Origin of the sequence: Rhodococcus sp. G-MC3 (genome assembly GCF_030063335.1) — a bacterium.
In the GTDB taxonomy this organism is placed as follows: Bacteria; Actinomycetota; Actinomycetes; order Mycobacteriales; family Mycobacteriaceae; genus Rhodococcoides.
In genome coordinates this window covers 157184-176639 of sequence record NZ_JASISW010000006.1, presented here as the reverse complement: position 1 = coordinate 176639, position 19456 = coordinate 157184, and the positions used below count along the sequence as shown (strand labels likewise).

Sequence of the window (19456 nt, the reverse complement as noted above, 5' to 3'; positions counted from 1 at the left end):
CGCCCCACTTTGGCATGAATGGACCATCGCAACCGTCTAGCCTTTGCAATGGTCCATTCATGCGGGCCGAAAACGTTTGCCCCACAACATGAATGGACCATCACAACCGTCTAACCGTTGCAATGGTCCATTCATGCGGAAATCGGGCGGGCGAGGAGAGAATCAGGCGCTGAGCAACGCCGCACACCGCAGCAGACCGAGGTGACTGTAGGCCTGCGGGTGGTTTCCGAGTGACCGCTCCGCCACCGGGTCGTATTCCTCGCTGAGCAGACCGGTCGGGCCTGCCGCGCTGACGAGCTGAGCGAACAGCGCTTCTGCCTCGGACCGCTGCCCGATCAGCAGGTACGCCTCGACGAGCCAGGCTGCACACAGGTGGAAGCCGCCCTCGCCGCCGGGGAGACCATCGTCGTGGTGGTAGCGGTAGACGGTCGATCCGCTGCGTAGTTCCGCTTCGGTCGCGGTGACCGTTGCGGCGAAGCGTGGATCCGAGGGGTCGATCAGCCCCGACAGTCCGATGTGCAGCGTCGCTGCGTCGAGGTCGGTGCCGTCGTAGGCTGCGGTGTAGGACTGAACCTCGTCGTTCCAGCCTTGTTCGAGCACCTCGGCATGGATGATCGAACGCAGTGTCTCCCAATCAGATTCAGCCTCACGCCCGAAAGTGGAGGCGAGGATGAGTGCCCGATCGATCGTCATCCAGCCCATCACCTTCGAGTACACGTGGTGACGAGGGTTGCCGCGGATCTCCCAGATGCCGTGATCGGGCTCGGACCACCGGCGAGTGACGGCTTCGACCATGGACCGAACGAGCGACCAATCATCGTCGGTCAGAGCGTCTTTTCCTTGTAGGCCCTGTGCTTGACGGGCGTGCGCAAGCGAGGAGATGAGGTCGACGATCGGTCCGAACACGTCGAGCTGCACCTGCTGGTTCGCTGCGTTCCCGACGCGTACCGGCCTGGATCCGGCGTAGCCGGGGAGCTCGTCGATGACGGCTTCCGGGGGCAGTCCGAGACCCCAGATGGTGTAGAGCGGATGCAGGCGCTCGGGGCCGGAAACCGACTGCAGCACACCGTGAATCCACGACAGGTAGTTCTCGGCCTCGCTCGAGGAGCCGAGGTTCACCAGGGCCGAGGCCGTGAGCGCTGCGTCGCGCAGCCAGCAGTAGCGGTAGTCCCAATTGCGGATGCCGCCGATGTCCTCGGGTAGCGAGGTGGTGGCTGCAGCCATGATCGAGCCGGATTCGGCGTGGACGAGCCCGCGCAGAGTCAACGCCGATCGCTTCATCAGATCGCGCTTGAGCGGTGGCAAGGTGAGTCCGTCGACCCAGTCCTTCCAGTAGGCCTCGGACTGTTCGCGGCGCGAAATTTCCGGAACCTGCGAGGGGCCCAAATCCTCGGTACCCAAACGTAATTCGAGGACCACCGGGCCGTCCGACGGATTCACCTCGGCGTGGGCAGTCTGCTGGGCGCCATCGGAGACGACGTTCCACTTCACGCCGGGGCTACGCAGAACCATCGGGTCGTTGGTGCCGTGGATGCGCAGTCCGTCGGCCTCGGGCTCGAGCCGGACGTTCACCTTGCCGAACTCGGGCCGCGGCGCGAACGTCACCACGGCGGTTGCCTTGCCTGTAATGACGCGCGTCAGCGAAGTCTGTCCGCTCGGGACGTCGTGGGGCAGGTAGTCGGTGACCTGAAGGCTCGACCACTTGGTCTGCACCGTCATCGTGCCGTCGACATATTGCTGGCTCAGTGGCAACGCGGTTCGGGTCGGTCCGACACTGAAGTGCCCCGCCTCGTTTCCGCCCAGAAGGTGAGCGAAGATGGCCGCCGAATCGGGCTCGGGGTGGCACAACCACGTCATATCGGCGTCGGGAGTGACGAGTGCGACGGCGTTGGGGCTGGCGAGCATCGTCAGGCGTTCTATGCGGGGAGCGTCGGCGCCGGAGAGCCACTGGCGACGTTCTTGCAGCAGGAACGCGAGGGCGAGCGCGACTTGTTCGGTGCTCTCGATCCGGAACTCGGCAGCGCTGTCGCCCGGGCCGATCTTGACCCCGATGTCCGGGCCGTGCAGCCGAGCGAACGCCTTTTCGTCGGTGACGTCGTCGCCGAAGAAGATGGCGGCGGTCGCGCCTTCCTGGTGGCGGAGGATATCGAGGGCAACACCCTTGTCGGTGACGATGACCGCCAGTTCGATGACCGATTTGCCCTCGGTGACCTGAACGCCGTCGCGCAGAGCCACGCCGTCGCGGACAGCGTCGAGTGCGCGCTCGGCGTCGCCGGAATCGGCGTTGCGCACGTGGAGAGCGGCGCTTGCGGGTTTGGTTTCCACGCTGACGCCGGGGAACTGTGAGGCGATGGCCGTCATCTCTGCGGAGATCTCGTGCAGCAGCTTCTTGGCGTCGTCGTCGATGGCGTGGATGAACCCGATGTCGAACTCGCTGCCGTGGCTTCCGACGAGTTGGACCTCGGCAGGAAGACGAGACAACGTTGCGAGGTCACGCAGCGCACGGCCGGAGATCACGGCGGCAGTGGTGCCGGCAAGAGTGGCAAGGCCGCGCATCGCGCTGACGGCCTCGGCGTGGGGAAATGCCTTGAGCGGATCCGACACGATGGGCGCCATGGTGCCGTCGTAGTCGGAGGTGACGAGCAATCGAGGGGTGCGGGCGACGCCGATGAGGGCGCGGCGAAGTTCCAGCGGCAAATCCAGTGCAGTCACTCGGTAGAGGCTAGGCGATTACACCCGATGTGGCGCACCCGGACGTACGCCTCACTCGAACGGCTTGGAATCTCCGAGTAGAAGGTCGACTGTCAGTTCGAGGCGTGCGGCGACATCGGTTGCCGACGAGCGGCGGGTCAGCCATGCAACGAGGTTGGACAGCCAGACATCGCTGATGACGCGAGCAATACTGAGCTGCAGTTCTGTTGGCTCGCCATCGCTCATCGCCTTGGCGAACAGACGGTCCATCAGACGGCCCACCTGGTCGACCTCGGCGGAGGCCGATGCGTCGGCGAACATGAACGCCCGTGTCATGGCTTCGGTGAGCAGAGGATCGCGTTGCATCGCCCGTGTGATCTGCCCGAGGATCAGGTGCATGCGCTCCTGCGGCGTCTGGCCCGGTGGCAACTTGCGCCTGGAATCGATTTTCTCGAACTCGCGGGCCAAAGCGGTCACCAGCAGGTGCACCTTCGACGGGAAGTATCGATACAAGGTTCCGACGGCGACGTCGGCTCGCTCGGCCACCGCGCGCATCTGAACGGCTTCGTATCCGCCCTTCGAGGCGAGGGCGAGTGTGGAATCGAGGATTCGCTTGCGGCGTTCGCGCTGTGCATTGGAACTCAGATCGTCGTCCGTGAGCACGCCGACCGAGCGCAACGGGGTTGACTCGCCCGTTCCGTTTCCGTCGGTAGGTCCCGACCGAGATGATGAGGTCATCGACGCTTTTCCTATCCACCTTGACTCTTGAGTAGCTAGCGTATTAGAACACGTTCTAAATATAAAAGTCATTACGAGCACGGGGGTATCCGCTGTGACAATTGCCACGACCGAAGATCAGCGCGACGCTCAACAGTCGATTCGGGCGTGGGCCGCGTCGGCTGAACCGATACCAACGTTACGCGGTGACGAGCAGTCCGGGTGGCGCACACTCTGGCCGGCGCTCGGCAAATTGGGGTTGTTCTCGGTGGCCGCCGCCGAGTCCGTCGGTGGCGTCGGCGGTACCGTCGCAGACCTCGCCGCGATGATCGAGGCCGCGGCTGCTGCGCTGGTGAGCGGCCCGGTGCTGTCGACTGCCCTGGCCGCGATCGTGACGGGGGACCGCGCCGAAGACTTCTGCGAGGGCCGCGTTCCGTGTGCCGTGATGCTCTCCGGAGAGCCCGTTGACGCTGTTCGCGATGGCGAATTTCTAGTGCTCGACGGCGTCGTCGAGCTGGCGATGGGCGGCGCGGACGGGGTCGCGCTGATGCTGCCTGCCTGCATCGACGGAGAGACCGTGTGGTGCGTGGTCGATGCAGACTCGCCGGGCACGAAAGTCGAGCAGATCGTCGGCGTCGACCGCAGTCTCCCGTTGGCCCGGATCACGCTCGACGGGGTGAGAGCGTCGCCGCTACCGGGCGTCACCTCGCGATATGTCCACGATCTTTCGGCCACACTCGCGGCGGCCGACGCGGCAGGGATCGCGGGATGGTGCCTGCACGCAGCCGTCGAACATGCGAAGTTCCGCGAGCAGTTCGGTTCGCCTATCGGTAGCTTCCAGGCGATCAAGCACCTGTGCGCGGAGATGCTGTGCCGGACCGAGAAGGCGCGTGCTGCGGCGTGGGATGCGGCCGTGGCTGCGGATTTGGCGTCCGAGGAGTTCTCGCTGTCGGCCGCGGTGGCGGCATCCATTGCGCTCGACGCCGCTGTCGACAACGCCAAGGACTGCATCCAGGTGCTCGGCGGAATCGGCTTCACCTGGGAACACGACGCCCACCTCTACTTGCGACGGGCCCTTGCGTTGCGTCAGATTCTCGGCGGATCGCCGGCGTGGCGGGTACGGGTCGCCGATCGGGCGCGAGCGGGGGTCAGGCGGACGCTGCACGTCGATCTGGGGGCTGCCGAGGACCTACGTGCACAGACTCGAGACGAGGTTTGCCGTATCGCCGAAGCCGAGGACTGCCGGACCGCCCTTGCCGATTCGGGCCTCGCGGCACCTCATTGGCCCAGTCCGCACGGACGCGATGCAGGCCCAGCCGAGCAGTTGCTCTACGCACAGGAATTGGCTCGCGCCGGTGTCGAGACACCAGATTTGGTCATCGGCTGGTGGGCCGTCCCGACGATTCTCGAACACGGAACGCCCGAGCAGATCGAAAAATTCGCCGGCCCGACGTTGCGCGGGGAGGTCGCGTGGTGTCAGCTTTTCAGTGAACCGGAAGCGGGGTCCGATCTGGCGTCACTGCGCACAGCGGCCAAGAAGGTCGACGGTGGTTGGACGCTGCAGGGCCACAAGGTCTGGACGTCCCTGGCCAGGGAAGCAGACTGGGCGATCTGCCTTGCGCGCACCGACCGGGACGTCGCCAAGCACAAGGGAATCAGCTACTTCCTGCTCGACATGCAGACCCCGGGAATTCGGATCGAACCGCTCCGCGAAATCACCGGCGACGCCGTCTTCAACGAGGTCTTTCTCGACGACGTGTTCGTACCGGACGACTGCCTCGTCGGGCAGGAGAACAACGGCTGGAAGCTCGCCCGCACGACGCTCGCCAACGAGCGTGTCGCGATGAGCAACGGCTCGTCTCTCGGCACAGTTCTCGAGGACGCGATCGAGGCGACGGCGCAGGATCAGGCCGTCACCGAGAGGCTCGGCGGCCTGATCGCGGACGGACTCGTCGGGTCGCTGCTCGGGTTTCGGGCGACGTTGCGACGGCTCGGCGGCCAAGACCCGGGAGCGGAATCGAGCGTGCGCAAGCTGGTCGGCGTTCGTCACCGTCAGGATCTCGCCGAGTTCGCGCTCGACGCAGCGGGCCCCCTCGGCGCTGCGGAAGGCCCGCTGGCCAAGGAAATGCTGCTGACACGGTGCCTGTCGATCGCGGGCGGCACGACCCAGATCCTCCTGACGGTCGCGGCCGAGCGGATTCTCGGGCTTCCGCGCTGACCTAGCACTGCCTCTGGTGGAACGGGCCGACAGGTGTTAAAAATAGAACACGTTCTACTCATGTTCAATTTGGTTGTAGGCAGGTGATTCAGGCGTGGATTTCACAAGAGATGCGACCCAGACGATGGTGGCCGAGATGGTTCGCGGGCTGTTGGCGCGTGAACCGGAGGACCTCTGGACAGCGTTGACCGACGCGGGACTGTGCATGATGCTGCTTCCCGAGGCTGCAGGCGGCGACGGCCTCGGTCTCGCCGAAGCGGCGACGGTGCTGACCGAACTAGCGACTGCCGCCGCAGTCGGCCCTGCGCTCGCCACGATCGGATTCGGGATCGTCCCTCTCGCGAGCATTGCCGAGCCCGAAGTGCTCGCGACGGCCGTTCCGCCGGGTGCGATTCTGACGGCAGCCCTCGCGGAACCGGGAATGGCGTTTCCTGACGATCCGCTGACGACGGCTGTGCCCGGCGATGCCGCGATGTCGGTAACCGGCACGAAGATCGCGGTCCCCTACGCCGAGCAGGCCCACCGCATTCTGGTGCCGACCGACAAGGGCATCGTGCTCGTCGACCCCAGCGGCGACGGCGTGAAGCTCACCCGGTCACCGTCGTCGAGCGGTGACCCCGAATATGTCGTCGAATTGAACTGCGCTTCTGGTGTATTCGTCAGCGAGGACATTCAGGGGCTGTATCGGATCGCGCTGGCGGCGATCGGCGCTGTCGCCGACGGTCTCGCCGCAGGGGCGGCGAAGCTCACCGCGTCGCACCTGGCCGCTCGTCACCAGTTCGGCAAGCCGCTCGCGACTTTTCAGGCGGTGGCAGGCGAGATCGCCGACGTGTACGTCACTGCCCGAACCATTCACGTCGCTGCCGTGTCGGCGGTGTGGCAGGCCAGTCAGCGCAGTTCGGCGAACGACAACGACGTCCTCGCGTACTGGATCGCCGCCGAGTTGCCCGCGGCCATGCAGATGTGCCACCACCTGCACGGCGGAATCGGCGTCGATATCACCTATCCGATGCACCGGTATTACTCGGCGGCAAAGGATCTCGCGCGACTCGTCGGCGGGGCGTCGTATCGACTCGATTCTGTGGGGGCCGCATGTTCGTCGAACTGACCGAAGAGCAACTGAAACTGCAGGCGGAACTTCGCAACTACTTCGCCGACCTCGTCAGCGAGCACGACGCCGACGTCATGATGACCGAGCGGCACGGCGAAACGTACCGCAGGATCATCAAGCTGATGGGGACCGACGGCTGGCTCGGGGTCGGCTGGCCGAAGGAATTCGGCGGGCACGGCTTCGGTGACATCGAGCAGTCGATCTTCGTGAACGAGGCAGCGCGAGCCGATGTCCCGTTGCCTGCGGTGACGCTCCAAACCGTCGGGCCGACATTGCAGAAGTACGGAACCGAAACGCAGAAGTCCCTGTTCCTGCACAAGATATTGGCGGGTGAGGTGCACTTCGCCATCGGCTACACCGAACCGGAGGCCGGGACCGACCTGGCGTCGCTGCGCACCACCGCGGTTCGCCAGGGCGACGAGTACATCGTCAACGGACAGAAGATCTTTACCACCGGGGGCCACGACGCCGACTACATCTGGCTGGCTGTGCGCACCGGTGCCCCCGATTCGCGGCACCGCGGGATCTCGATGCTGATCGTCGACACGAAGGATCCCGGTTACTCGTGGACGCCGATCATCACGTGCGACGGTGCGCACCACGTCAACGCGACGTACTACAACGACGTACGCGTTCCCGTGGACATGCTGGTGGGGGAGGAGAACGCGGGCTGGCGGCTCATCACCACTCAGCTCAACCACGAGCGCGTCATGCTCGGTCCCGCCGGTCGCATCGCCGGGCTGTATCTCAGATTGTCTACCTGGGCACGCGTGCACGACCTGCTCGGTCACTCCGATGTTCGCCGAGCGCTCGGGGAAATCCACGCGACGTTCCGCATCAACGAACTGCTGAACTGGCAGGTGGCGTCCAGTAAGGCCGACGCGGTCGACGTCGCCGACGCGTCGGCAACGAAAGTGTTTGCCACCGAGCGGATCCAACGCGTCGGGAGAATCGCGGAGGAACTCGTCGGCCGCCACGGCAACCCCGCCGATCCGGACACCGCGAAACTGATGGATTGGTTGGACAAACAGATCAAGCGCAATCTCGTCATCACGTTCGGAGGCGGGGTCAACGAGGTGATGCGCGAGCTGATCGCGACGTCCGGACTCGGACTGCCGAGGGTGATTCGATGAGCGAATCCGTTCTCGATGCCGCAAGAAGTATTGCAGCACAGGGGGACTGCTCGCCCCGAGTGGGCCGCGACCCTGTCAATCAGCCGATGATCAACAACTGGATCGAGGCCATCGGCGACGTCAACCCCATCTACGTCGACGACGCCGCCGCTCGAGCTGCCGGGCACAAAGGCGTCGTGGCGCCGCCCGCCATGGCGCAGGTGTGGACGATGGGCGGCCTGCACCGAACGCGATCTGCCGATGATCCGCTCGGACAGATGATGGAGATTCTCGACGAGGCCGGATTCACCTCTATCGTTGCCACGAACTGCGAACAGACCTATCACCGCTACCTGCAACTCGGCGAGGAAGTGTCGCTGACTGCTCGCCTCGGCGGCGTCGTCGGCCCGAAGAAGACCGGCCTCGGACTCGGCTGGTTCGTCACGGTCCACAACACCTGGTACGTCGGGGACGAGCCGGTCGCCGAGATGCTCTTCCGGGTCCTCAAGTTCGTGCCCACCACCACACCCGATGTGTCCGAACAGATCAGGCCAGTTGCATCGCAGGAAACCCAGTTCTTCTGGGACGGCGCCAAGGAACGCGAACTCAGGATCCAACGCGTGCAGGACGGTTCGCTACGGCATCCGCCGATCCCCGCGATCTGGCAGGACACATCGGAACCGATCGATTACGTCGTGGCCAGCGGGCGCGGCACGGTGTTCAGCTATGTCGTTCACCATGCGCCGAAAGTGCCCGGTCGCACGCTGCCGTTCGTGGTGGCTCTCGTCGAACTGGAAGAAGGAGTACGGATGCTCGGTGAACTTCGAGGGATCGAACCGGTCGATGTCGCCGTCGGGTTGCCGGTCGAGGTCGAGTTTCTGCACGTCGACGACGACCTGACGCTGCCTGCCTGGAGACCGCGCCTGGTTCCGGGGAGTCCTGTCCGATGATCGCATCCGTTGGTGAGACACTGCCCGAGTTGCAGATCACCGCCGATCCGACTTTTGTGGTATCGACGGCGTTGGCCACCAGAGACTTTCAGGATGTACACCACGATCGCGACAAGGCCATCGAGCGTGGCTCGAAGGACATCTTCGTCAACATTCTCACCGACACCGGCTTGGTTCAGCGATTCGTCACCGATTGGGCCGGTCCGTCGGCGGTGTTGGGCTCGATCGCGTTGAGGCTCGGAGTGCCCTGGTACGCCTACGACACCTTGACCTTGACCGGCCGGGTGGCGGAGGTGTCCGGCGACGAGGTGACCGTCGAGGTCGTCGGCACGGACTCCCTCGGGGATCACATCACGGCGACGGTGAGACTGTCGTGAGCGGTCTGTCCGGCAAGGCTGCGATCGTCGGGATCGGTGCGACGGATTTCTCGAAAGATTCGGGACGCAGCGAACTTCGGCTCGCTGCCGAGGCCGTCACCTCGGCGCTCGACGACGCTGGGCTCACCCCCGCGGACGTCGACGGTTTGACGTCGTTCACGATGGACACCAACACCGAGACGGCCGTTGCGCGTGCCGTCGGGATTCCGAATCTCAAGTTCTTCAGTCGGATTCACTACGGCGGCGGAGCCGCGTGCGCGACGATCCAACAGGCAGCGATGGCAGTCGCTACCGGTGTCGCCGACGTCGTCGTCGCCTACCGGGCGTTCAACGAACGGTCGGGTGCACGGTTCGGTCAGGTAGCTTCGCACCTCGCGGCGGCACCGACGTCGTCGGGCATCGACGCCGGGTGGTCGTACCCACAGGGTTTGGGTACACCGGCGTCGTTCGTGGCGATGGTTGCGCGTCGGTACATGCACGTCTACGGCGCGACAAGCGAAGATTTCGGCCGAGTGGCTGTCGCGGATCGCAAGCATGCGGCAAACAATCCCGCCGCGTTCTTCTACGGCAAGCCGATCACCTTGGAGGATCATCAGAATTCGCGGTGGATCGCCGAACCGCTACACCTTCTGGACTGCTGCCAGGAATCCGACGGCGGCATAGCCATCGTCGTAACCTCGGCCGAACGCGCCAAGGACCTGCCCAATCCGGCAGCGGTCATCACCGCAGCAGCTCAGGGCAGCGGTCCGGATCAATACATCATGACCAGCTATTACCGCGATGCGATGACGGGTCTACCGGAGATGGGACTCGTCGGCGACCAGCTGTGGGCGCAGTCGGGGCTGACGCCGTCGGACATGCAGATGGCCGTTCTGTACGACCACTTCACACCTTTCGTGCTGATGCAGCTCGAAGAGCTGGGATTCTGCGGACGGGGTGAGGCGAAAGATTTCATCGCGGGCGGTGCGATCGAACTCGGCGGCAGGCTGCCGCTCAACACCCACGGTGGTCAGTTGGGCGAGGCGTACATCCACGGCATGAACGGAATCGCGGAGGGCGTCAGGCAGATCCGCGGTACATCCGTCAACCAGGTCCCCGGCGCGTCGAACGTTCTGGTGACCGCGGGAACTGGAGTTCCTACGTCGGGTCTGATCCTGTCGGCGCCGTAGCAGTAGCAGTCATCGCCGTTGCGGATTCGGTCACGATCTCGAGCATCGCCCGTTCGGCGGTAACGGAGTCACCCGCCTGGATCGCCGACGCGACGACGCCGTGCAGACGGATTGCTTCGGGATCGGCCTGGTGGGGCATCAACGCGTGACGGGTGCGCCCCGCCAGCACCTCGACGACGATGTCGGACATCGACCGCAACATCGGATTCCCCGACGCAGCCAGCAGGGTGCGGTGGAAGTCCGAGTCGTGGGCGAGATAGGCGTCGGAGTTCGCGGCCCGCGAGGTGGCCGACATGCCGATCACCGCGGCGGTCAGCTGCCCGCACTGCTCAGGGGTGGCTCGGCTTGCGGCAAGTCTGGCGGCCAAAGGTTCGATACCCGACCGCAATTCGCTGAGGACGATGAGTTGCGTAGCTCTGTTCGGGCCCGCCAGCTGCCACCGAATGACCAGGGGATCCAGCGAGTTCCAGTGCACGGAATCGAGAACGGTGATCCCGACCCGACGTCGGACGGTGAGCAGCCCGAGAGACTCGAGGACTCGCACGACTTCGCGGACGACCGTTCGAGATACCTCGAAGCGTGCGGCAACGTCGTCGGCGGAGATCCGGGTGGCTGCAGGCACACTGCCGTCCACGATCGACCGACCCAGTTTTTCGAGTACGGAATCGTGTAACTGCAGGAAATCTGCGCGAACTTCAGCCACCACAGGTCGATCGTGCCACGGATCGCACAGGTTCTCTTGTCGCAAGACTGTGCGACTTCTCTTGACGCAAGACTGTGCGACGAGGTGGTATTTCCGCAGCGCCACGCGGCGGCCGGCTGACAGCAAGCCCCTCATACCCACGTCATTAGTATGGCAATTGGGATTGGTGCTTGCCAATTGTATGACTATTGGGGATAGTGAGCGGAGTCACCTCGCTTCATCGAGGCCGACCCACCTCACGCAGACAGGCCGAAGTCCATGTTCACGACACTTGCCCAAGCCGCCGAAAGCGCCTCGGCGTCCGATGCGCAGCTCATCACCGCAGCCGTCGTCGGCGTAGCGGTCATCATCGGGCTCATCACCTGGTTGAAACTGCACCCGTTTCTCTCGCTGACCATCGGCGCCGTCGGTGTCGGAATCGCTGCAGGGCTCGGGGCGGCCGATTCGGTCGCCGCGTTCGTCACGGGCTTTGGTGCAACGATGGGCAGCGTCGGCATCCTGATCGGCTTCGGCGCGATGTTCGGCAAATTGCTCGCCGACTCCGGGGGCGCTGACCGAGTCGTGGACACTCTCGTCGGCCGATCGTCCCCAGCGATGCTGCCGTGGACGATGGCCCTCGTCGGAGCGGTGATCGGTCTGCCGATGTTCTTCGAGATCGGCCTCGTATTGATGATGCCGGTCATCATTCTGGTGGCGCGTAGGTCCGGTCAGCCATTGATCCGGATCGCGATTCCGACGCTTGCCGGTCTGTCGGCGATGCATGGTCTCGTACCTCCACATCCGGGCCCGCTCGTGGCGGTCTCGGCACTGAACGCGAACCTCGGTCTCACCCTCGGTCTCGGGGTGCTGGTGGCGATCCCGACGGTCATCGTCGCAGGCCCGCTGTTCGGAAAGCTCGCCGCCAAGTGGGTCGATGTGCCGGTGCCCGCGCTGTTCGAAACCTCGGACGAAGACAAGGAATCCCGCCGACGGCCGAGTTTCGCTGCCACCCTCGCGGCCATCCTGCTGCCGGTGGTTCTGATGCTGGGCAAGGCTGCTGCAGATGTGCTTGCAGCTGAATCCGATTCGTCGCTGAAGGGTCTGTTAGACTTTCTCGGAACGCCGATCGTTGCGCTGGGGCTCGCTGTGCTGGCGGGCATCGGCCTCCTCGGACGAGGCGGGGGAATGGATCGCCCGGCCATCGCGAAATCGCTCGAAAGCTCGCTGCCCCCGATCGCGGGAATTCTGTTGATCGTCGGTGCCGGTGGCGGTTTCAAACAGGTTCTCATCGATACGGGCATCGCCGACGTGATCGCGGACGCCATCAAATCGAGCAGCCTTCCCGTTCTGTTCCTGGCATGGCTCGTTGCAGTTCTCATTCGAGTCGCGACAGGGTCTGCGACGGTGGCGACCGTGACGGCGTCGGGAATTCTGGCTCCCGTTGCCGCAGAGCTGTCGTCCTCGCACGTCTCGCTGATGGTTCTCGCGATCGGCGCGGGATCGCTGTTCCTATCCCACGTCAACGACGCGGGATTCTGGTTGGTCAAGGAGTATCTGGGTACGACGGTTGTGCAGAACCTGAAGACATGGAGCGTGATGGAATGCGTAATTTCGGTAACGGGCCTGGCGGGTGTGCTTGCGCTGAGTGTGGTGATCTGACATGAGCATCAATGACCCGGTCCTTGTGATCATGGGAGTGTCCGGATCCGGAAAGTCCACCGTCGCAGGAATTCTCGCAGGCGCGTTGCAGTGGGACCTCGAGGAGGGCGACGATCTGCATCCGGCGTCGAATGTGGCGAAGATGGCGTCGGGGACGCCGCTGACCGACGAAGATCGCTGGCCGTGGCTCGAGAGAATTGCCGACTGGATCCGGACACACACCGAGGAGGGCAAGCCCGGAATCGTCACCTGCTCGGCGCTCAAGCGCAGCTACCGGGATGTGCTCAGGAACGGCTCGGGCGACGACGTCGTGTTCGTACATCTGGCAGGTACGCGCGATCGAATCAGCGGCAGGCTCAATGCGCGCATGGACCATTTCATGCCCAGCACATTGCTCGACACCCAGTTGTCCACGCTGGAACCCATCGATCCCGATGAGCGCGCAATCGTTATCGACGTCGGTCCTCCTCCGGCCGAGATCGCTGCGCAGATCCTCGCCGAACTCGAGCGTCTCGACGAAAGATGAAGCAGCAGTGCTGGTTTTTAAGGCATACGAATGGATGAATTGCTTGCCAAATGTATGTTTAATGCGAAATAGTGAACTGGTTCACGACAACTATGGTGTTCGCGGACGGGTCACAAGCCTGAATGCAGCAGTGTGTATGAGGAGACGACGATGGTGAGAGGTGTGCCCTCCCGGCCGGTCGAACTTCCGGTACCCAACGCAGATGTGTGGGACTGGCAGCTCGAAGGACTGTGCCGCGGTTACGACTCCTCGGTCTTCTTCCATCCTGAGGGTGAACGGGGTCGGGCGCGTGCGGTGCGCGAGCGCAAAGCCAAGGCCGTGTGCTCGGAGTGCCCGGTTCTCGTGCAGTGCAGGTCCCACGCGCTGGCGGCGAACGAACCGTACGGGGTCTGGGGCGGAATGTCGGCGCACGACCGTGCAGGCCACTACCGCGCGGAACCCCGACTCGCCTAACCTCACCTGGTGTCCAGCATCCAGAATCGACCCCCGGTCCCTGGGTGGGATGTAGCGATCTCGGTGGCCTCGCTCGTATTCACCTTCATGCTCGGTGGACTCGCCGTCCTCGCTGGAATCTTTTCGCTTGCATTTCTCGACTACTGCCCGACAGGCACATGTAGCGCCGGCGGCGCTGTCACAGCCGTCGCGGCGACACTCGTGACCGCCGGTGTGGTCGGAGTTGTCGGGCTCATCCTGACGATCGTTCGGATTGCGCGTAAACGCATCTCGTGGCCGTTCGCGGTGGGAACGCTGCTGCTGTGCCTTCTGACCTGCACGGTCGGCGCTGCGTTCTACGTCGCTGCGGTGGGTGGCTGAGCACGCTTTCCGTTTCGTGTCGGTGTCGCCGGGCAAGATGTCGACTCATGAACAAGGTCCTTCGCGCGACGCTCGTCAGTGCGGTCGTCATCACCACTGTCATCGGTATCGCTTCGTTCGTCCTGAGCTTCGCCGCGCTGTGGGATCTGGCGACCATGGCGGGGGTGCCGAGGAATCTGTCGTGGCTGTGGCCCGTCATCGTGGACGGCACCATCTTGCAAGCAACCATCTCTGTGATCGCCCTGGCGCAGTTCCAGGAACAACGAAGTGGTCGACGTTTCTTCTGGGCGGTCCTGATCATCGCAGCGTTGGTCAGCATCGGCGCAAATGCGCTGCACGCGTTCATCTCTCAGGCGGGAACTCTTCATCCGGCGCTGTCGGCCGCGATCGCGACCGTGGCGCCGGTCAGTCTTCTGGCAGCCACCCACGGTCTCGGCATCCTGGTCAGGATCCCGTCTGTTTCTGCGATCGAAGCTCAGAGTCTCGTTGCTGACGAGACGGCTCGCGCCGGCCGATCGGCTGAGGGTCTGACGGGGCAGGTGCCGGTGGAAACTGCTATGCCCGTCGAGAGGCGCAGCGCGGCAGGTGCTGGCGTGTCGGCTGAGGAATCAGCCCCGATGGCCGACAGGTTCGGCAGTGCACAGTTCACCTCCGACACTCTTGTTCGGGCTCGCCCCGAAACCGCACCGTCCTTCGAGGTGCCGCTCGATGCCGCTCCGGCGAGCGATGTGAAGAGTGCCGAGTCGACGAGTGAGTTGCTGCATCGGCTGGAGTCGACCGCCGAATCGAACGGGGATCCTTTGGAAGATGTCGACCGTTGGATTCTCGACGAGGACCGCGCCGAGGACCTGTATCCGGTGGATGCTCCCTGACCCGTGCTGATGTGAGTCAGCCCTGTCGGGAGTGACCTGCTCGTCTGTGCGGACGGTAGCGCGGTCCGTGGCGCGGCAGTACCTGCTGGTGGCACTATCGAGAAGATGAGCACAATGACGCCAGAGGTGCCCGGCCCCGGACAGGAATCCGTGTGGGACTATCCCAGGCCACCGCTGCTCGAACAGTCCAGCCGCCTGATCACCGTACGGCTTCAGGGCGTCCTCGTCGCAGAGACTCGTGACGCCTGGCGTGTTCTGGAGACCAGTCATCCGCCAACCTGGTACGTCCCACGTGACGACGTTGCTGCAGACGCGCTTACTCCGTCGGACACCCGCTCCACACACTGTGAGTGGAAGGGCGCGGCGACGTACTGGGACGTGCACGGGCACGATTCGATCAGCGTCGGCGCGGCGTGGAGCTACGAGACACCCACCGCAAGTTTTCTGCCCATTACCGGGCACCTGGCCTTCTCCCCGAGCCGGTTGGAATGCGAGGTCGACGGTGAGCGCGTCACCCCGCAGGAGGGCGGCTTCTACGAAGGGTGGATCACCCGCGACGTCGTCGGACCGTTCAAGGGCATTCCCGGCAGCTGGGGTTGGTGAGCTCCCCGAAAGATCAGGACCCCAGCAACCCGGACGGAATGATCTGTAGCGACGAGTCATCTCCCGGGTCGCTGCCGGTGACGAGCACAGATCCGGAAGCGGGATCGACCGCAATCGAATTGGGCTGACGCACGGTCGGAAGGTCGGTGACCATTTTCGGTGCGGCCGGGTCTGCAACATCGATGACGCGAAGCGTGTTCGATTCCGTCAGGGTGATCAACAGTAGTTTGCGCTTCGCGTCGTATGCCAAACCGTATGGCTTACCGGGTGTTTCGATCTTCGCAACTTCGGTGACCTGCGGATCGATCCGTTCGATGAACACCGCGCCTCCGTCGGTGTCGGCGAAGGCGGCAAGGCCATTGTCGAGCGAAAGTGCGTGCGTGAGTTTGGTGCCGAGCGGAGCCTGAGCCACGAGCTTCTCTCCGCCGTAAATCCAGATGCCGTTGCCCTGGACGTCGGCAACCGCCGCTACGTCACCCACCGCGGCCACGCCCCCGGGTTGAACCGGACCGGCAGGCAGTGTCGACACCACCGTGCCGTCGCGCACGAAGACGACGCCTCCGCCCATTTCGTTGGTAACCACGATCGTGCCATCGGCGACCGCTACGGCGTCGTGCGGTTGCCTGCCGACTCCTGGCACCTCGTCCAGTACCGCGCCGCTGGCCGGATCGACGCTGAGCAACTCGTCGGTCTGTTCCAGCGGGGCGAGGACCGGCCCGTCCGGTCCCGCGAGCGAAAGATGGCGCGGCGCTCCGGAAGTCGGGACGAACGCACGCTCCGAACCGGTTGCCGCGTCGAGTAGCCGAATTCCGTCGGGTTCACGCACACCGACGGCCGCGATACCCGATGCGGTGACGACGATCCCTTCCGGTCCGCCCTCCAGTGGCACGACGGTCCCTGCAGGGGTCGCGGACGGCGGCGCGGCCGCAGGTTCGGCGGCTGGAGTGTCGGCAGGGGTCGAGGGAGGGGGCTCGGCGTCGGTGCTGCAACTCGCGGCCAGGGCCGCTACCGCGAGAATCGTCAGTACTCGTCTCGCGGTGCCTGTGCTTGCGATAGCTGGTCTCATTTCGTGCCGCCGAACTTCTCGTAGTGCATTGCCGAGCTGAGCGGACGGCGCTCGCGCCACCCGAAGCGCTCGAGGTCGGGTACTTGTTGGAATTCGGTCACCGGGCCGACACACAGCCACGCCACCGGTCGGACGGGCGCTGGAATTGCGAGTAGTTCGGTCAGGAACTCCTCCCGGTAGAACGATACCCAACCGACGCCGATCCCCTCCGCGATCGCTGCCAGCCACAGGTTTTCGACGGCCAATACGGCAGAGAAGATTCCGGTGTCGTCGACGGTGGCGCGTCCGAGAATGTGCTGGCCGCCGCGATCGGGGTCGTAGGTGACGACGACGCCTGTCCGGCTCGTTTCGATCCCTTCGATCCGGATGGGATCGAAGGTTTTTCGGCGGTCGGCCGGCAGTGACTGTGCGAACGCCGCTCGCTCCTGGCCGACGTGACGGTCGAATTCGGCGAGGGTGTCCGGTGATCGAACGATCACGAAATCCCATGGTTGAGTGTTGCCGACGCTGGGTGCGCAGTGTGCAGCATCGAGAATCCGTTGCAGTACCGCGTCCTCGATCACGTTGCCGTCGAACTCACTTCTCACGTCACGCCGTGACCGGATAGCTGTGTATACCGACATCGGGTTATCGGTGCTCATCGACCGTCCTGAATTCCCCCAGCTCGGCGTGGACTTTCGCCACCGCAGCCGGTATCTCGTCGGCGGGCATGGGCCTACCGAGATCGTAACCCTGCGCATAGTGGCAGCCCATTCTCTTCAACTCCAACAGGGTTTCATGGTTCTCGACGCCTTCCGCGGTGATCGTGAGCCCGAGTGCGCTGGCTAGATCGATGGTAGAGCGCACGATCACGTGGTGCGCCGGGATGGTCGCCATATCCAAGACGAAGGCCTTGTCGATCTTGAGCTGCTGAACCGGCAGCTGTTGCAAATATGCGAGCGAGCTGTACCCCGTGCCGTAGTCGTCGATCGCCAGGGCGATTCCGAGGGCGCGAAGCCCCAGCAATGCATCGACGGCACCGGGCGGGTCCGTCATCGCAGCGGTTTCGGTGATCTCGACGATGAGGTTCTGTGGGGAGGCCGCTGCGTCCGCCAAGGCCCAGGCGACCTGTTCGACGATTCCGCTGTCGAGCAGATTGCGGGTGGATATGTTGACCGACACGACGAGATCGATTCCCTCGCTGCACCATATCTGGCGTTGTACGAGTGCCTTGCGCAGCACGACGTCGAGAAGCGGCCGGATGAGGCCGGTCCGTTCGGCCATCGGTAGAAACAGGTCGGGCTCTAGCAACCCCGAGACCGGATGGTTCCATCGAAGAAGTGCTTCGACGCCGACGACGGTCATCGACCTGAGGTCGACCTGTGGTTGGTAATAGACCTCTAAACGGTCCTGCTCGATCGCGGACGTGAGATCGCTCAACAGAAGTAGTTGTCGGCTGCTGTCACGGTCCATCGAGGTCGTGTAGGTGGCGATACGAGGTTGGACTGTTTTGGCCGACTGCATCGCCAGGTTGGAATGCTGGATCAGGGCTTCGGCGCCGTCTTCGCGGCGACCGGTGGCAATCCCGATACTCGCCTCGACCAGAAGTGTCGCGCCGCGGACGGTGATGGGACGGCGCAACGAATCGTGCATCGTGCGCGCGACGGCATGCGCCTCGGACTCTCCTCCGCAGAGCCCAACGGCGAACTCGTCGGCCCCGAGTCGGCCCACGACGCCCCGCACCTTCAGGGCGCGGCGTAACCGGTCGGCCACCGATTGCAGGACCGCGTCACCGATGGTGTGGCCGAACGTGTCGTTGATGTCCTGGAATCGGTCGATGTCCAAGAGCAGGATTGCCAGGGGCGAGTCGCTGTCGTCGATCCAATCCTCTAGTCCTCGGCGATTGAGCAATCCGGTGAGGAAATCGGTGTGGGCGGTGGCCCGCAGCGACCGAGTCTGACGATGAAGCAATCTCAACAACTCGACCACACGCGTGAACACCAGGCACACAAGCAACGTCGCCGACAGAACCAGCGGCCAGCCCCAACCCGATACGGGATCGCCTCGCGCCAGCAGAACGACCATGACCGCGGGTGGAGTCAACGCCGCAACCGCCAGCACCATGACCGTCGGCATGCCGAAGGATGCAGCCGCGGTGGAGCTTCGACTCTTCGGTATACGTGGAGTCAACGCCCTCATCGACGGGTGCAGGGCAGCAGTGCCGACCAATAGGTAGAAGGACAGGTAGCCGATGTCGAGAATGTTCGGATCACTGCCCGTGACACCGATGGCGGTGACGTTTGCTGCTGTGTCGGCGGCGAGCGCCAGGGCCACAGCGGCTGTCATCAATCGGAAGGAGGTGCTCTCCCACTCGGTGGCACCGATGAAATGGACCAACAGCCCCAGCAGGTACACGTCCATGGCCGGATACGCGACACTGACGATGCCTGCAGTGGTCGAGACGTCGACGGAGTCGGCATCGACCACGAACACCCACATCAGCAAACCGAAGGCAATCATCACGATGGCGCTGTTGGCGATATATCCGAGTTCGCCCCGCCCCCACTCCCGATGAACCAGCAGGAAAAGTCCCGCAGCCAGCACGGGATACCCGAGTAGATAAACCACGTCGTCGATCGATGCCATCGGCAACTGGGCTTCGACATCGGTAAGTATCAGGAATGCCAAATCTCCGATCACCCACAGCCCGGAACCTATGGCAATCAATATCCACGGCGCCGCGGACACCGGCCGGTTGATTCGGATTCCGATGACCACGGCGAGAATCGACAGCGTTCCGATCCCGACGAAGATCGACTCGGACATCAAGCCCGGTGGAACCAGGAAATAGGCGACACCCGCCAGCCCTCCGAGAGTCGGAAACAGCCACCATTTCAATGGGTGTGTCCTT

Annotated in this window: 18 protein-coding genes; 12 read left to right on the top strand and 6 right to left on the bottom strand. The window is 64.0% G+C overall.

The window, feature by feature from the left end; genetic code table 11:
- Nucleotides 1–162 precede the first annotated feature (162 nt).
- Both otsB and kstR read right to left on the bottom strand, forming a co-directional pair.
- Entirely contained in the window at nt 163–2712 is a 2550-nt protein-coding gene (otsB, locus tag QMK17_RS08615; RefSeq protein WP_283508273.1) for a trehalose-phosphatase, read from the bottom strand.
- A gap of 51 nt (nt 2713–2763) precedes the next feature.
- The gene (kstR, locus tag QMK17_RS08610) at nt 2764–3429 is read right to left on the bottom strand and encodes a cholesterol catabolism transcriptional regulator KstR (RefSeq protein WP_283508272.1); all 666 of its coding nucleotides are present in this window, start codon (nt 3427–3429) and stop codon (nt 2764–2766) included.
- Between the two features lie 94 nt (nt 3430–3523).
- Between kstR and QMK17_RS08605 the strand changes: the two genes are divergently transcribed.
- From QMK17_RS08605 to QMK17_RS08580, 6 genes are all read left to right on the top strand, one after another.
- Entirely contained in the window at nt 3524–5626 is a 2103-nt protein-coding gene (locus QMK17_RS08605; RefSeq protein WP_283508271.1) for an acyl-CoA dehydrogenase family protein, read from the top strand.
- 94 nt (nt 5627–5720) lie between these two features.
- Complete coding sequence (locus tag QMK17_RS08600; protein WP_283508270.1) at nt 5721–6734, top strand: acyl-CoA dehydrogenase family protein; 1014 nt, start codon at nt 5721–5723, stop codon at nt 6732–6734.
- Nucleotides 6719–7870: an acyl-CoA dehydrogenase family protein gene (locus QMK17_RS08595; RefSeq protein WP_283508268.1), complete on the top strand. Its 1152-nt coding sequence runs from the start codon at nt 6719–6721 to the stop codon at nt 7868–7870. The genes QMK17_RS08600 and QMK17_RS08595 overlap by 16 nt, the downstream gene beginning before the upstream one ends.
- Complete coding sequence (locus QMK17_RS08590) at nt 7867–8799, top strand: bifunctional MaoC family dehydratase N-terminal/OB-fold nucleic acid binding domain-containing protein (RefSeq protein ID WP_283508266.1); 933 nt, start codon at nt 7867–7869, stop codon at nt 8797–8799. Before QMK17_RS08595 ends, QMK17_RS08590 begins: the two co-directional genes overlap by 4 nt.
- Nucleotides 8796–9176, top strand: coding sequence for a MaoC family dehydratase (locus QMK17_RS08585; RefSeq protein WP_283508265.1), 381 nt, complete (start codon nt 8796–8798; stop codon nt 9174–9176). The genes QMK17_RS08590 and QMK17_RS08585 overlap by 4 nt, the downstream gene beginning before the upstream one ends.
- Complete coding sequence (locus QMK17_RS08580; RefSeq protein WP_283508263.1) at nt 9173–10345, top strand: lipid-transfer protein; 1173 nt, start codon at nt 9173–9175, stop codon at nt 10343–10345. The genes QMK17_RS08585 and QMK17_RS08580 overlap by 4 nt, the downstream gene beginning before the upstream one ends.
- Here the strand turns inward: QMK17_RS08580 and QMK17_RS08575 are convergent.
- Nucleotides 10314–11051 carry a FadR/GntR family transcriptional regulator gene (locus tag QMK17_RS08575; protein ID WP_442972716.1) on the bottom strand — a complete coding sequence of 246 codons (738 nt, stop codon included), beginning with the start codon at nt 11049–11051 and terminating at the stop codon, nt 10314–10316. The genes QMK17_RS08580 and QMK17_RS08575 overlap by 32 nt on opposite strands.
- 255 nt (nt 11052–11306) lie before the next feature.
- On the opposite strand from QMK17_RS08575, the gene QMK17_RS08570 reads away from it, so the two are divergent.
- From QMK17_RS08570 to QMK17_RS08545, 6 genes are all read left to right on the top strand, one after another.
- The gene (locus tag QMK17_RS08570; RefSeq protein ID WP_283508262.1) at nt 11307–12686 is read left to right on the top strand and encodes a GntP family permease; all 1380 of its coding nucleotides are present in this window, start codon (nt 11307–11309) and stop codon (nt 12684–12686) included.
- 1 nt (nt 12687) lies between these two features.
- On the top strand, nt 12688–13212 hold the full coding sequence (locus tag QMK17_RS08565) for a gluconokinase (RefSeq protein WP_283508260.1): 525 nt from the start codon (nt 12688–12690) through the stop codon (nt 13210–13212).
- A gap of 150 nt (nt 13213–13362) precedes the next feature.
- Nucleotides 13363–13665 (top strand): WhiB family transcriptional regulator, encoded by a 303-nt coding sequence (locus QMK17_RS08560; RefSeq protein ID WP_283508258.1) that lies wholly within the window; start codon nt 13363–13365, stop codon nt 13663–13665.
- Nucleotides 13666–13674: 9 nt separating this feature from the next.
- On the top strand, nt 13675–14025 hold the full coding sequence (locus tag QMK17_RS08555) for a hypothetical protein (RefSeq protein WP_283508256.1): 351 nt from the start codon (nt 13675–13677) through the stop codon (nt 14023–14025).
- Nucleotides 14026–14072: 47 nt separating this feature from the next.
- The gene (locus QMK17_RS08550) at nt 14073–14897 is read left to right on the top strand and encodes a DUF2637 domain-containing protein (protein WP_283508254.1); all 825 of its coding nucleotides are present in this window, start codon (nt 14073–14075) and stop codon (nt 14895–14897) included.
- A 105-nt stretch (nt 14898–15002) separates the two neighbouring features.
- Nucleotides 15003–15500: a DUF427 domain-containing protein gene (locus QMK17_RS08545; RefSeq protein ID WP_283508252.1), complete on the top strand. Its 498-nt coding sequence runs from the start codon at nt 15003–15005 to the stop codon at nt 15498–15500.
- 13 nt (nt 15501–15513) lie between these two features.
- On the opposite strand, the gene QMK17_RS08540 is transcribed toward QMK17_RS08545, so the two are convergent.
- From QMK17_RS08540 to QMK17_RS08530, 3 genes are read right to left on the bottom strand one after another with little or no spacing between them, the layout of a single operon-like run.
- Nucleotides 15514–16566, bottom strand: coding sequence for a hypothetical protein (locus QMK17_RS08540; RefSeq protein ID WP_283508251.1), 1053 nt, complete (start codon nt 16564–16566; stop codon nt 15514–15516).
- The gene (gene bluB, locus QMK17_RS08535; protein ID WP_283508249.1) at nt 16563–17207 is read right to left on the bottom strand and encodes a 5,6-dimethylbenzimidazole synthase; all 645 of its coding nucleotides are present in this window, start codon (nt 17205–17207) and stop codon (nt 16563–16565) included. The genes QMK17_RS08540 and bluB overlap by 4 nt, the downstream gene beginning before the upstream one ends.
- Nucleotides 17194–19443: a putative bifunctional diguanylate cyclase/phosphodiesterase gene (locus QMK17_RS08530; RefSeq protein WP_283508247.1), complete on the bottom strand. Its 2250-nt coding sequence runs from the start codon at nt 19441–19443 to the stop codon at nt 17194–17196. Before QMK17_RS08530 ends, bluB begins: the two co-directional genes overlap by 14 nt.
- Nucleotides 19444–19456 lie beyond the last annotated feature (13 nt).